General features: G+C 68.5%; 8 protein-coding genes. 2 read left to right on the top strand and 6 right to left on the bottom strand.

Features of this window, described 5'->3' with window-relative positions:
• Positions 1-5 precede the first annotated feature (5 nt).
• Positions 6-1,607: a sensor histidine kinase gene (locus tag FHT26_RS17515; protein ID WP_168561379.1), complete on the bottom strand. Its 1,602-nt coding sequence runs from the start codon at positions 1,605-1,607 to the stop codon at positions 6-8.
• A gap of 131 nt (positions 1,608-1,738) precedes the next feature.
• On the opposite strand from FHT26_RS17515, the gene FHT26_RS17510 reads away from it, so the two are divergent.
• Positions 1,739-3,094: an MFS transporter gene (locus tag FHT26_RS17510; protein ID WP_246867944.1), complete on the top strand. Its 1,356-nt coding sequence runs from the start codon at positions 1,739-1,741 to the stop codon at positions 3,092-3,094.
• A 68-nt stretch (positions 3,095-3,162) separates the two neighbouring features.
• On the opposite strand, the gene ugpQ is transcribed toward FHT26_RS17510, so the two are convergent.
• The 5 genes from ugpQ to ugpB form a co-directional block, all read right to left on the bottom strand.
• Entirely contained in the window at positions 3,163-3,912 is a 750-nt protein-coding gene (gene ugpQ / locus FHT26_RS17505) for a glycerophosphodiester phosphodiesterase (RefSeq protein ID WP_168561378.1), read from the bottom strand.
• A gap of 85 nt (positions 3,913-3,997) precedes the next feature.
• Entirely contained in the window at positions 3,998-5,074 is a 1,077-nt protein-coding gene (locus FHT26_RS17500) for a sn-glycerol-3-phosphate import ATP-binding protein UgpC (RefSeq protein WP_168561377.1), read from the bottom strand.
• A 6-nt stretch (positions 5,075-5,080) separates the two neighbouring features.
• A complete protein-coding gene (gene ugpE, locus FHT26_RS17495; RefSeq protein WP_168561376.1) occupies positions 5,081-5,932 on the bottom strand; it encodes a sn-glycerol-3-phosphate ABC transporter permease UgpE in 852 nt (283 codons plus the stop codon).
• 9 nt (positions 5,933-5,941) lie between these two features.
• Positions 5,942-6,826 (bottom strand): sn-glycerol-3-phosphate ABC transporter permease UgpA, encoded by an 885-nt coding sequence (gene ugpA, locus FHT26_RS17490; RefSeq protein ID WP_168561375.1) that lies wholly within the window; start codon positions 6,824-6,826, stop codon positions 5,942-5,944.
• Between the two features lie 112 nt (positions 6,827-6,938).
• Complete coding sequence (ugpB, locus tag FHT26_RS17485) at positions 6,939-8,264, bottom strand: sn-glycerol-3-phosphate ABC transporter substrate-binding protein UgpB (protein WP_168561374.1); 1,326 nt, start codon at positions 8,262-8,264, stop codon at positions 6,939-6,941.
• Positions 8,265-8,800: 536 nt separating this feature from the next.
• Between ugpB and FHT26_RS17480 the strand changes: the two genes are divergently transcribed.
• The gene (locus FHT26_RS17480; protein ID WP_168561373.1) at positions 8,801-12,718 is read left to right on the top strand and encodes a DUF3683 domain-containing protein; all 3,918 of its coding nucleotides are present in this window, start codon (positions 8,801-8,803) and stop codon (positions 12,716-12,718) included.
• Positions 12,719-12,822 lie beyond the last annotated feature (104 nt).

Genomic DNA, 12,822 nt, shown 5'->3' with positions numbered 1-12,822 from the left:
GACCGTCAGCGCGCCGCGCGGCGCGCCGGCAGCGTGAAGAAGAAGCTGGCGCCCTTGTCCTTCTCGGCCGCGACCCAGATCTCGCCGCCGTGCTTCTGGATCACGCGCCGCACGATCGCCAGGCCCACGCCGGTGCCGGGGAAGTCCGATTCGCGGTGCAGCCGGCGGAACGGCTCGAACAGCTGCTGCACGTAGGCCATGTCGAAGCCGGCGCCGTTGTCGCGCACGCAGTAGACGAGGCGGCCGTCTTTCTGCGCCTCGACGCCGAACGAGATCGTTGCGTCGTCGCGCTTGCTGGTGAATTTCCAGGCGTTCGACAACAGGTTCTCGAGCGCTAGCCGCAGCAGCCCGGCGTCGCCGTCGGCCACCAGGCTCGGGTCGAGCTCGACGCGCACGCTGCGCTGCGGCCACGCGGTCTGCAGCGTGGCCAGGATGTCGCGGGCCATCGCGCCGATGTGCACCGACTGCACCCGCACCTGCGCACGCGTCACCTTCGACAGCCCGAGCAGGTCTTCGATCAGCGTGTTCATGCGCTGCGACGCGGCCAGGATGTTCTGCGCGAACAGCAGCGGCTGGCCCTGCAGCGGCGGCACCGTGTCGGCCAGCAGCATCTCGCCGTAGCCCTGCACCGCCCGCAGCGGCGCGCGCAGGTCGTGCGACACCGAGTAGGTGAAGGCCTCGAGCTCGCTGTTGGCCTCCTGCAGTTCGGCGGTGCGCTGCTGCACGCGGCGCTCCAGGTTCTCGTAGACCGCGACGTTCTCGAACGCCAGCGAGCAGCAGTCGGCCAGCGCCTGGATCAGCTGCACCTCGTCGGGCGTCGCATCGTGCGGGTCGGCCCAGTAGTTGCCGATCGCGCCGATCGGCGCTTCGGCCCGGATCGGCACCATCACCAGGCTCTTCACGAAGGTGGGCCGGTAGGCGTCGTGCGGGATGCGCGGGTCCTGGTAGATGTCGGCGATGGCCACCGCCTGCCGGTTCAGCATCGCCCACCCGCTGATGCAGGCGTCGAGCGGGAAGCGGCCGCCCTTCCACAGCGGGCCGATCGCGTCTTCGTCGACGTAGTGGCAGAAGTCGCCTTCGCGCATCACGAGGGTCGCGCCGTCGGCCTGGTTCAGCTCGCGCGCGCCGCGCCGCACGATGCGCACGATCGCGTCGACGCTGCGCGCGAGCGACAGCTCCTTCACCAGGTCGACCAGCAGCGCGCGCCCGCGTGTCAGCGCGGCCAGCCGCTCGGCCTCGCGCGCGTCGTGCAGCCGGCGCAGCGCGCTCGGCAGGCGGAACAGCTGGTCCTTCGGGACGTAGTCGGTGGCGCCGGCCTCCAGGCAGTGCTCGGCCCAGCGCGGGTCGGTGTTGCCGCTGACGAAGATGAACGGCATGCCGGGCCGGCGCTGCCGGGCCACTTCGAGCGCCTGCAGGCCCTCGATGCCGGGCACGCGGTTGTCGGAGAGGATCGCGTCGAAGCGGGTGTTCTCGATCGCGTCGTAGAACTGCTCGCTCGAGCTGACGGTCACCCAGCGGGGCTGGATGTCGAGCCGCGCCACCTCGCGGTGGACGAGCTCCGCATCGAGCGTGTCGTCCTCCAGGTGAAGGATCTGCAAGCCTTCCATGTCGTGCACCTCCGTGATGTGCTGCCCGATGTGTGCGGCGTGTGCTGCCGTCGTCTGCGGATGGTATCGAACCACGGCACACTGTGCGGCTTGCGTTGAGAACAATGCCGCACGAAATACGGAGGAAAACGATGATGCGCTGGCCCGAGGGATCCGGCCGCTGGGCCGCCTGGCGCCGGCGCTGGCGGGCGCGGCTCTCGCTGCGCCCGGGCGACCTGCTGCACGACGCCACCTACCGCCGGCTCTGGACCTCGATCCTGATCAGCTCGTTCGGCGGCCAGGTCACGATGCTCGCGCTGCCGCTGACCGCCGCGGTGCTGCTGCATGCGTCGCCCACGCAGATGGGGCTGCTGACGATGATGGAGACGCTGCCGTTCGTGCTGTTCTCGCTGCCGGCCGGCGTCTGGCTCGACCGGGTGCGCAAGCTGCCGGTCTACATCCTCGGCGAATCGAGCCTCGCGGCGATCGTCGCGAGCGTGCCCTTCGCCTGGTGGATGGGCTGGCTGACGATGCCGTGGATGTACATCGTGGCGTTCGTGATCGGCACCGTCTACACCACCGCCGGCACCGCCGCGCAGATCGTGCTGACGCAGGTGGTGGCGCGCGAGCGGCTGGTCGAGGCGCATGCGAAGAACGCGTTGGCCACCTCCGGTGCCGAAGTGGCCGGGCCGGGGCTGGCCGGCGCGCTGATCAAGCTGGTGGGCGCGCCGCTCGCGCTGCTGGTCGATGCGGTGCTGCTGCTGCTGTCGGCCGGCATCCTGCGCGGCATCCGCGTCGTCGAGCACCGTCGGCCGCGCGCCGATGCGCACTTCTGGCGCGACCTGCAGGCCGGCGTGCGCTTCGTGCGCAGCCAGCGCCTGCTGATCGCGCTGGCGGCCGCGGTCGGCCTGTGGCAGATGTGCCACCACGCGGCGCTGGTGGTGCAGATCCTGTTTGCCACGCGCACGCTGGGTCTCAGCGAGCAGGCGGTCGGGCTGAGCTACATGGGGATGGGCGGCGGCACCATCCTGGCGAGCGTGTACGGCAACCGCATCAGCCGGCGCTACGGGCCGGGGCCGTGCCTGGTGCTGGGCTTCGTGATCTGCGGCGTCGGCTGGCTGGTGCTGGCGGTGGCGCCGGCCAATTCCTGGGGCATCGCGGCGTTCGCGGCGATGCTGCTGTGCTTCTCGGCCGGCGCGGTGCTGATCTTCATCAACTTCCTCGGGCTGCGGCAGGCGGTGACGCCCGAGCCGCTGCTCGGGCGCATGACGGCGACGATGCGCTGGCTGATCCTGATCCCGGCCGGTCCCGGGGCGCTCATCGGCGGCTGGCTGGGCGAGCACGTCGGCTTGCGCGCGTCGCTGGCGTTCGCCGGCACCTCGGTGCTGCTGGTGGCCGCGGTGGCGGGGCGGCATCCGGTGATCCGCAATGTGCGCGAGCTGCCGAAGCTGGAGAACGTCGAGGACTGGGTGGGCGCGGAGGCCGACGTGCGGCCGGCCGGCGAGTGACGGACGGTCCCCGGGTTGCCACCCGGGCTACACCTGTCCGTCGCCCGGGCGACAACCCGGGATCACGCTCAATCGTGAACGGCGACGCCCGGTGAAAAGCGGTTCACCGCATCGGTGATGATCCCGTCGATCCCGAGGCCCACCAGCCGGCGCGCCTCGGCCGGGTCGTTCACCGTGTACACCAGCGCGCGCAGCCCGGCGCCGTGCACGCGTGCCAGCACCGCGGCATCGATCAGCCCGTAGTGCGTGACCACGGCAACGCAGCCGAGCGATTGCGCCTCGTCGAACCAGCCGTCGCGCAGGCTGTCGAGCAGCAGTGCCCGCGGCAGCTCGGCCGCGCTGTCGCGTGCGGCGGCCAGCGCATCGGGCTTGAACGAGCTGAGCAGCGGCTTCAGCGCCTCGCCGGCCCACAGCCGGGCCGCTTCGCGCGCGACGACGCGGCCGGTCTCCGCCTCGTCGCCCGGCGTCGGCTTGATCTCGATGTTCAGCGCGAAGCCGTTGCGCAGGCAGTAGCGGGCGATCGCCTCGAAGCTCGGGATCGGCTCGCCGGCGAAGCCGCGGCTGTGCCAGCCGCCGGCGTCGAGGCGCGACAGCTGGTCCCAGGAGCGGTCGGATGCACGGCCGCGCTCCGGCGTCGTGCGCTGCAGCGTCGCGTCATGCAGCAGGAAGGGCACGCCGTCGGCGCTCAGCTTCACGTCGCATTCGAAGGCGCGGTAGCCGTGGCCGGCGCCGACCCGGAATGCGGCCAGCGTGTTCTCGGGGGCCAGCAGCCCGGCGCCGCGGTGCGCGACCCACAAGGGATACGGCCAGGTGGTCATGACAACCCCTCGTCCGACGGGTACGTCGGCCACTCCTCCGAGGGGAGGGCGGGTCGGCTTGGGAGCGGCCCGGCGCTCGACCCGCTCATGCCACGACCCGCTTGCCGTTCGCCGCGTCGAACCAGTGCAGGTGCTCGGCCGACGGCTTCAGGTGCAGCGTGCTGCCGGGGGCCGGCGGCGCGAGCGTGCCGTCGATGCGCAGCGTGAAGCCGTGGTCGGCGATGCGGCCGTGCACCAGGCGCTCGGCGCCGAGCATCTCGACCATCTCGATCGCGAGCGGCCAGCCGCCGTCGTGCGCGACGCTCGCATGGCCCAGGTGCTCCGGGCGCACGCCGAGGATCAGCTCGCCGTCGCGCGGCGCCGCGACCGGCAGCGGCAGGTCGACGCCGCCGAACGCGAAGCGCGACCCGTGCGCGCGGCCGGTCAGCAGGTTCATCGGCGGCGAGCCGATGAAGCTCGCGACGAAGGTGGTGGCCGGGCGGGCATACACCTCTTCCGGCGAGCCGATCTGCTCCATGTGGCCGGCGTTCATCACGATCATGCGTTGCGCGAGCGTCATCGCCTCGACCTGGTCGTGCGTGACGAACAGCGAGGTGACGCCGAGCTCGGCGTGCAGCTTGCGGATCTCGAGGCGGGTCTGGCCGCGCAGCTTCGCGTCGAGGTTGGACAGCGGCTCGTCGAACAGGAAGACCTGCGGCTGGCGCACGATCGCGCGGCCCATCGCGACGCGCTGGCGCTGGCCGCCCGACAGCTCGCGCGGCTTGCGCTGCAGCAGCGTGCCGAGTTCGAGGATCTTCGCCGCCTTGTCGACGCGGGTCTTGATGTCGGCGACCGGCACTTTCGCGATCTTCAGCCCGTAGGCCATGTTGTCGAACACGCTCATGTGCGGGTAGAGGGCGTAGTTCTGGAACACCATCGCGATGTCGCGTTCCGAAGGCTCGACGTCGTTGACGACGCGTCCGCCGATCGAGATCTCGCCGCCGGAGACCTCTTCGAGCCCGGCGACCATGCGCAACAGCGTGCTCTTGCCGCAGCCAGACGGGCCGACGATCACGATGAACTCGCCGTCGCCGATCTCGGCATTGACGCCGTGGATCACCTGGTTGGCCTTCGGGCCGATGCCGTAGCGCTTGACGACGTTCTTCAGGGAAATGGCTGCCATGATTTTTTACTTCTCGGTATCGACGAGGCCCTTGACGAACCAGCGCTGCATCAGGATCACGACGGCCGCCGGCGGCAGCATCGCCATGATCGCGGTGGCCATCACGATGTTCCATTCGTTGCCGGAGTCGCCGCCGGCGATCATCATGCGGATGCCCACCACCACCGGGTACATCTGCTCGCCGGTGGTGGCGATCAGCGGCCACAGGTACTGGTTCCAGCCGTAGATGAACTGGATCACGAACAGTGCCGCGATCGAGGTCTTCGACAGCGGCAGCAGGATGTCCTTGAAGAAGCGCATCGGGCCGGCGCCGTCGATGCGGGCGGCCTCGACCAGCTCGTCCGGCACGGTCAGGAAGAACTGCCGGAACAGGAAGGTCGCGGTGGCCGACGCGATCAGCGGCACTGTCAGGCCGGCATAGGTGTTCAGCAGGCCGAGGTCGGACACCACCTTGTAGGTCGGGCTGATGCGCACCTCGACCGGCAGCATCAGCGTGACGAAGATGGCCCAGAACACCAACCCGCGCAGCGGGAAGCGGAAGTACACCAGCGCGAAGGCCGACAACAGCGAGATCGCGATCTTGCCGAAGGTGATCACCAGCGCGGTGACCAGGCTGACCCACATCATGCGGGCGACCGGCGCGTTCGAGCCGGCACCGCCGCCGTGGCCGTTCAGCGCCGCGGCGTAGTTCTCCCAGAAGTGCCCGCCGGGCGACAGCGGCATCGGCACCTGCAGGATGGCCTGCGAGGTGTGCGTCGACGCGATGAACGCGATGTACAGCGGGAACGCGACGATCAGCACGCCGAGGAGCATCACGGCGTGGGCGAGGATGCCGAGGGCGGGGCGTCTTTCAACCATGGCGGGCCATCAATAGTTCACCTTCTTCTCGACGTAGCGGAATTGCAGCACCGTCAGCGTGACGACGATCAGCATCAGCACCGTCGACTGCGCGGCCGAGCCGCCGAGGTCGCCGCCCTTGAAGCCGTCCTGGTAGACCTTGTAGACCAGGATCGCGCTGTCGCGGCCGGGGCCGCCGTGGGTGGTGGCGTCGATGATCGCGAAGGTGTCGAAGAACGCGTACACCATGTTGATCACCAGCAGGAAGAAGGTGGTCGGCGACAGCAGCGGGAACTGGATGGTCCAGAAGCGCCGCCACGGCCGCGCCCCGTCGATCGCGGCGGCCTCGATCAGCGATTTCGGGATCGACTGCAGCCCGGCCAGGAAGAACAGGAAGTTGTACGAGATCTGCTTCCACACCGCGGCGGTGACGATCAGCGTCATCGCGTGGGTGCTGTTCAGCAGGTGGTTCCATTCGAAGCCGAACAGGCGGTCCAGCCCGTACGCGACGACGCCGATCGACGGCGAGAACATGAAGACCCACAGCACGCCGGTGACCGCCGGCGCCACCGCGTACGGCACGATCAGCATCGTCTTGTAGAACAGCGCGCCGCGCACCACCCGGTCGGCGAAGATCGCCAGCATCAGCGACAGCGCGATGCCCAGCACCGCCACCAGCAGCGAGAACACCGCGGTGACCTTGAAGGATTCGAGGTAGGCCGAATCGCCGAACAGCGTCTTGAAGTTCTCCAGGCCGACCCATTCGGTCGACAGGCCGAAGCTGTCCTGCACCTGCATCGATTGCAGCAACGCCTGGGCGGCCGGCCAGAAGAAGAACACGGCGCAGATTGCCAGTTGCGGTGCGACCAGCATCCACGGCAAGACCTGCGAGTCAAAGCGAACACGTTTTTCCATGAGGCGGCGATGGTACGTGTTTGATCAAGCAGCCCCCGTGGAACCGGCTTTGCCGGGCCACTGGGGGGCGCCCCCCTTGAGGGGGAGGCGCGTCAGCGCCTCCGGGGGTGGGTCAAAGCTGTGCCTTGTTCTGCTTCTCGAAGCGTTCGAGCTGCTCGTTGCCGCGCTTCACCGCGTCATCGAGTGCCGTCTTCGCGTCCTTCTTGCCCGACCAGATCTGCTCGGTTTCCTCGTCGATGATCGTGCGGATCTGGACGAAGTTGCCGAGGCGGATGCCGCGCGACTTGTCGGTGGTCTTGCGGATCATCTGCGTCACCGCGACGTCGGTGCCCGGCTTGTCCTTGTAGAAGCCCGACTTGTCGGTCAGCTCGTAGGCGGCGGTCGTGATCGGCAGGTAGCCGGTGCGCTTGTGGCTGGCCGACTGCACTTCGGGACTCGACAGGTACTTGAAGAACTCGGCGACGCCCTTGTACTCGGCCGGCTTCTTGCCCGCCATCACCCACAGGCTGGCGCCGCCGATCGCGGTGTTCTGCGGCGCGCCGGGCACGTCCTGGTAGTACGGCAGCGGGGCCAGGCCGTACGCGAACTTCGCGCCCTTGCTGACGTCGGCGTACGAGCCGGACGAGCCGGTGAACATCGCGCATTCGCCCGACACGAACGACGGCACCGCGACGCTCGCCCGGCCCTTGTAGACGAACAGGCCCTGCTTGGACATGTTGGCCAGGTTCTCGAAGTGGCGCAGGTGCAGCGGCGAGTTGAAGGCGAGGCGGGCGCTCGGGCCGCCGAAGCCGTTGTTCTGCGTCGCGAACAGCGTGTTGTGCCAGGTCGAGAAGCTTTCCAGGTGCACCCAGCTCATCCAGCTGGTGGTGTACGGGCACTTCGAGCCGGCGGCCTTCAGCTTCGCGGCGGCCAGCGTCACCTCGGGCCAGGTGGTCGGCGGCTTGTTCGGGTCGAGGCCGGCGGCCCTGAAGGCATCCTTGTTGTAGTAGAAGATCGTCGTCGAGCTGTTGAACGGGAACGACAGCATCTCGCCGTTCGGCGCGGTGTAGTAGCCCGACACCGCCGGCACGTAGGCCTTCGGGTCGAAGGCGACGCCGCTCTGCTTCATCACTTCGCCGACCGGCTTGATGGCACCCTTGGCCGACATCATCGTCGCGGTACCGACCTCGAACACCTGCAGGATGTGCGGTGCGTTGCCGGCGCGGAAGGCGGCGACCGCGGCGGTCATCGACTCGTCGTAGTTGCCCTTGAAGGTCGGCACGACCTTGTAGTCCTTCTGGCTCGCGTTGAACTGCGTGGCCAGGTCGTTGACCCATTCGTTCAGTCCGCCGGTCATCGAGTGCCACCACTGCACTTCGACCTGGGCCTGGGCGGGGCCGGCGAGCGCCAGTGCGGCGAAGCCGGCAGCGGCGACGGCGGCGAATCTTTTCGTTGTCATGTACTTCTCCGGAAAATGACGGGTTGGTTTTTGACCAGCCGCGCAGTGTGCTACGAGTTTGTGACACTCCGTTTATGTCGTTGTTGGGGGGCTGCGGCAACTGTGGAATACCCCTCTTGGGTCTTTCGTTTGCTTGCTCGGGGTGCTGGGGTACTCGGGGGCTGGACTGTCCCCCGCCCTCGTTCTGCCTCCCGGCAGACCGAGGGCTCCTCCTTTACGTCCCGCCCCCGGGCACCCCAGCACCTCGAGCCGAGACGTTTCCTCATGCGCGCGTTCCGCAGCGTGTGGGTGGGGGAAGGGCGTGTGTACCGAGTTCTTCTCGCTCTTCGTACGAGGCAACCCGGGCGCAGGAGGGCGGGTGCTTCGGGGAGGGACGTAAAGGAGGAGCCGGTGGACTGCCGCGAGGCAGTCTGCCGGCGGGGGACAGTCCCGCCCCGGAGTGCCCGCCGTCCTGCGCCTGCGAAGCGAGCGAAAAAGGGCACTGAGGTACCATTTGCGACCAAGTGCCCCACAGGCGAGCAGGCTGCCTGGCCCCCATGAACGCACCTATCCCGTTGAACCAGATCGCCGCGGCGACCGCCGCGCACCAGGCCCCCCGCCTGCGCGAGATTCCGTACAACTACACCTCGTTCTCCGACCGCGAGATCGTGATCCGGATCCTGGGGTCGCGGGCCTGGGAGCTGCTGGACCGCCTGCGCGACGAACGCCAGACCGGCCGCTCGGCCCGCATGCTCTACGAGGTGCTCGGCGACATCTGGGTCGTGCAGCGCAACCCCTACCTGCAGGACGACCTGCTCGACAACCCGCGCCGCCGCCGCCTGCTGATCGAGGCGCTGAACCACCGCTTGCGCGAGGTGCAGGCCCGCCGCACGCCCGACGGCGACGCGCAGCGCGACGCCTCCGTCGGCGAGCTGCTGGACGCTGCGCACAAGGCCGTGCAATCGTTCGCCGACCAGTTCGACGCGATGGACGCGCTGCGCCGCAAGGCCACCCGCGCGCTCGGCCGCCACACCGCGAAGGACAACGTCAAATACGACGGGCTGTCGCGCGTTTCGCACGTGACCGACGCGACCGACTGGCGCGTCGAATACCCGTTCGTCGTGCTGACGCCCGACACCGAAGCCGAGATGGCGGCACTGGTGAAGGCCTGCATCGAACTCGGGCTGACGATCATCCCGCGCGGCGGCGGCACCGGCTACACCGGCGGCGCGGTGCCGCTGACCTGGAACAGCGCGGTCATCAACACCGAGAAGCTCGAGGCGATGACCGAGGTGGAGCACCTGCGCCTGCCCGGCATGGACCGCGACGTCGCCACCATCTGGACCGAGGCCGGCGTCGTCACGCAGCGCGTGGCCGATGCGGCCGAACGCGCCGGCTTCGTGTTCGCGGTCGACCCGACTTCGGCCGAGGCCTCGTGCGTCGGCGGCAACATCGCGATGAACGCCGGCGGCAAGAAGGCCGTGCTGTGGGGCACCGCGCTCGACAACCTGGCCTCGTGGCGCATGGTCACGCCCGACGCGAAGTGGCTGGAGGTGGTGCGGCTCGACCACAACATGGGCAAGATCCACGACGTCGACGTCGCCCGCTTCGAACTGAAGTACTTCGACGCCAGCGGCAAGGTCCTGGAACGCACCGAACGGCTCGACGTGCCGGGCCGCACCTTCCGCAAGGAAGGCCTGGGCAAGGACGTCACCGACAAGTTCCTGGCCGGGCTGCCCGGTATCCAGAAGGAAGGCTGCGACGGCCTGATCACCAGTGCGCGCTGGGTGGTGCACAAGATGCCGGCACACACCCGCACGGTGTGCCTGGAGTTCTTCGGCAACGCGAAGGACGCGGTGCCGGCTATCGTCGAGATCAAGGACTTCATGTTCGCTGAAGCGAAGAAGCCCGGCGGCGCGATCCTGGCCGGGCTGGAGCACCTGGACGACCGCTACCTGAAGGCGGTGGGCTACGCGACCAAGAGCAAGCGCGGCGGCCTGCCGAAGATGGTGCTGGTCGGCGACATCGCCGGCGAAGACCCCGACGCGGTGGCACGCGCCACCAGCGAGGTGGTGCGGCTGGCCAACGGCCGCGCCGGCGAAGGCTTCGTCGCGGTCAGCGCCGAGGCGCGCAAGAAGTTCTGGCTCGACCGCAAGCGCACCGCGGCGATCAGCCGGCACACCAATGCGTTCAAGGTCAACGAAGACGTCGTGATCCCGCTGCCGCGCATGGGCGAGTACACCAACGGCATCGAGCGCATCAACATCGAGCTGAGCCTGCGCAACAAGCTGGCGCTGGTCGACGCCCTCGAAGGCTTCTTCGTCGCCGGGCAGCTGCCGCTCGGCAAGAGCGACGACGCGAACCAGATCGCATCGGCCGAACTGCTCGAAGACCGGGTGCAGCAGGCGCTGGTGCTGCTGCGCGAGGTGCGCGCGCTGTGGTCGCACTGGCTGTCGAACCTCGATCAGGTGCAGCCCGACCGCGGGGTCACCCTGTTCGACGACCTGCAGGACCACACGCTGCGCGCGTCGTGGAAGGCGCAGATCCGCACGCCGCTGCAGGGCATCTTTGCCGGGGCCACGCTGTCGCCGATCGTCGACGCCTGCCAGAAGATCCATGCGGACGTGCTGCGCGGCCGGGTGTGGGTGGCGCTGCACATGCATGCCGGCGACGGCAACGTGCACACCAACATCCCCGTCAACAGCGACAACTACGAGATGCTGCAGACGGCGCACGAGGCGGTGGCGCGCATCATGAAGCTGGCGCGCTCGCTCGACGGCGTGATCTCCGGCGAGCACGGCATCGGCATCACCAAGCTCGAGTTCCTGACCGACGACGAACTGGCCGGTTTCACCGCGTACAAGCAGCGCGTCGACCCCGAGGGCCGCTTCAACAAGGGCAAGCTGCTGCGCGACGCGAGCTTCGGCGGCGTGCGCCTGAAGGCCGACCTGACCAACGCCTACACGCCGAGCTTCGGGCTGATGGGGCACGAGTCGCTGATCATGCAGCAGAGCGACATCGGCGAGATCGCCGCGTCGGTCAAGGACTGCCTGCGCTGCGGCAAGTGCAAGCCGGTGTGCGCGACGCATGTGCCGCGCGCCAACCTGCTGTACAGCCCGCGCAACAAGATCCTCGCGACCTCGCTGCTGGTCGAGGCCTTCCTGTACGAGGAGCAGACGCGCCGCGGCGTCAGCATCAAGCACTGGGAGGAGTTCGAGGACGTGGCCGACCACTGCACGGTGTGCCACAAGTGCCTGAGCCCGTGCCCGGTGAAGATCGACTTCGGCGACGTGTCGATGAACATGCGCAACCTGCTGCGCAAGATGGGCAAGAAGAGCTTCCGCCCCGGCAACAAGATGGCGATGATGATGCTCAACGCCACCAACCCGGAGACCATCAAGCTGCTGCGCGGCGCGATGGTCGACGTGGGCTTCAGGGCGCAGCGCGCGGCCAACAACCTGCTGCGCGGCCTCGCGAAGAAGCAGACCGCCGCGCCGCGCTCGACGGTGGGCACCGCGCCGATCAAGGAGCAGGTGATCCACTTCATCAACAAGAAGCTGCCGGGCGGGCTGCCGAAGAAGACCGCGCGGGCGCTGCTGGACATCGAGGACAAGAACTACGTCCCGATCATCCGCAACCCGAAGGCGACCACTGCCGAGACCGAGGCGGTGTTCTATTTCCCGGGCTGCGGCTCGGAACGGCTGTTCTCGCAGGTGGGCCTCGCGACGCAGGCGATGCTGTGGCATGCCGGCGTGCAGACGGTGCTGCCGCCGGGCTACCTGTGCTGCGGCTACCCGCAGCGCGGTTCGGGGCAGTTCGACAAGGCCGACAAGATCATCACCGACAACCGGGTGCTGTTCCACCGCGTGGCCAACACGCTGAACTACCTCGACATCAAGACGGTGGTGGTGAGCTGCGGCACCTGCTACGACCAGCTGCAGGGCTACCAGTTCGACAAGATCTTCCCCGGCTGCCGGATCATCGACATCCACGAGTACCTGCTGGAGAAGGGCATCACGCTCGATGCGACGCAGGGCGCCGGCTACCTGTACCACGACCCCTGCCACTCGCCGATGAAGCTGCAGGAGCCGATGAAGACGGTGAAGGCGCTGGTCGGCGGGGACCGGCCGGAGAGCGTGCTGAAGAGCGAGCGCTGCTGCGGCGAGAGCGGCACGCTGGGCGTCACGCGGCCCGACATTTCGACGCAGGTGCGTTTCCGCAAGGAAGAAGAACTGCGCCGCGACGAGGCCAAGCTGCGCGCGACCGGCGTGGCAGCCGAGGGGCCGGTGAAGATCCTGACCTCGTGCCCGAGCTGCCTGCAGGGGCTGTCGCGCTACGGCAACGACCTGCAGAACGGGCTGCTGGAAGCGGACTACATCGTCGTCGAGATGGCCAACAAGATCCTCGGCGCGGACTGGATGCCGGCGTACGTGGAGATGGCGAACGACGGCGGGATCGAGCGCGTGCTGGTGTAGGTGCGCGCACTCCGGGCCCGGGCGCTGGTGACCCACTCCCGTTCGGGCTGAGCCTGTCGAAGCCTGCGATGGGAACCGATGCCCCCCGTTCGCGTTGAGCTTGT

It is taken from the genome of Rhizobacter sp. SG703 (genome assembly GCF_012275445.1).
GTDB lineage: Bacteria > Pseudomonadota > Gammaproteobacteria > Burkholderiales > Burkholderiaceae_C > Rhizobacter.
The sequence above is the reverse complement of the archived record's forward strand: the minus strand, read 5'-3'. Positions and strand labels throughout refer to the sequence as shown.

Bases quoted from the DNA above. Each gene is read 5' to 3' on its own strand.
- ugpQ (WP_168561378.1), bottom strand. From the start codon at position 3,912: ATGACCACCTGGCCGTATCCCTTGTGGGTCGCGCACCGCGGCGCCGGG.
- FHT26_RS17500 (WP_168561377.1), bottom strand. From the start codon at position 5,074: ATGGCAGCCATTTCCCTGAAGAACGTCGTCAAGCGCTACGGCATCGGC.
- FHT26_RS17480 (WP_168561373.1), top strand. From the start codon at position 8,801: ATGAACGCACCTATCCCGTTGAACCAGATCGCCGCGGCGACCGCCGCG.
- ugpB (WP_168561374.1), bottom strand. From the start codon at position 8,264: ATGACAACGAAAAGATTCGCCGCCGTCGCCGCTGCCGGCTTCGCCGCA.
- ugpA (WP_168561375.1), bottom strand. From the start codon at position 6,826: ATGGAAAAACGTGTTCGCTTTGACTCGCAGGTCTTGCCGTGGATGCTG.
- FHT26_RS17510 (WP_246867944.1), top strand. From the start codon at position 1,739: ATGATGCGCTGGCCCGAGGGATCCGGCCGCTGGGCCGCCTGGCGCCGG.
- FHT26_RS17515 (WP_168561379.1), bottom strand. From the start codon at position 1,607: ATGGAAGGCTTGCAGATCCTTCACCTGGAGGACGACACGCTCGATGCG.
- ugpE (WP_168561376.1), bottom strand. From the start codon at position 5,932: ATGGTTGAAAGACGCCCCGCCCTCGGCATCCTCGCCCACGCCGTGATG.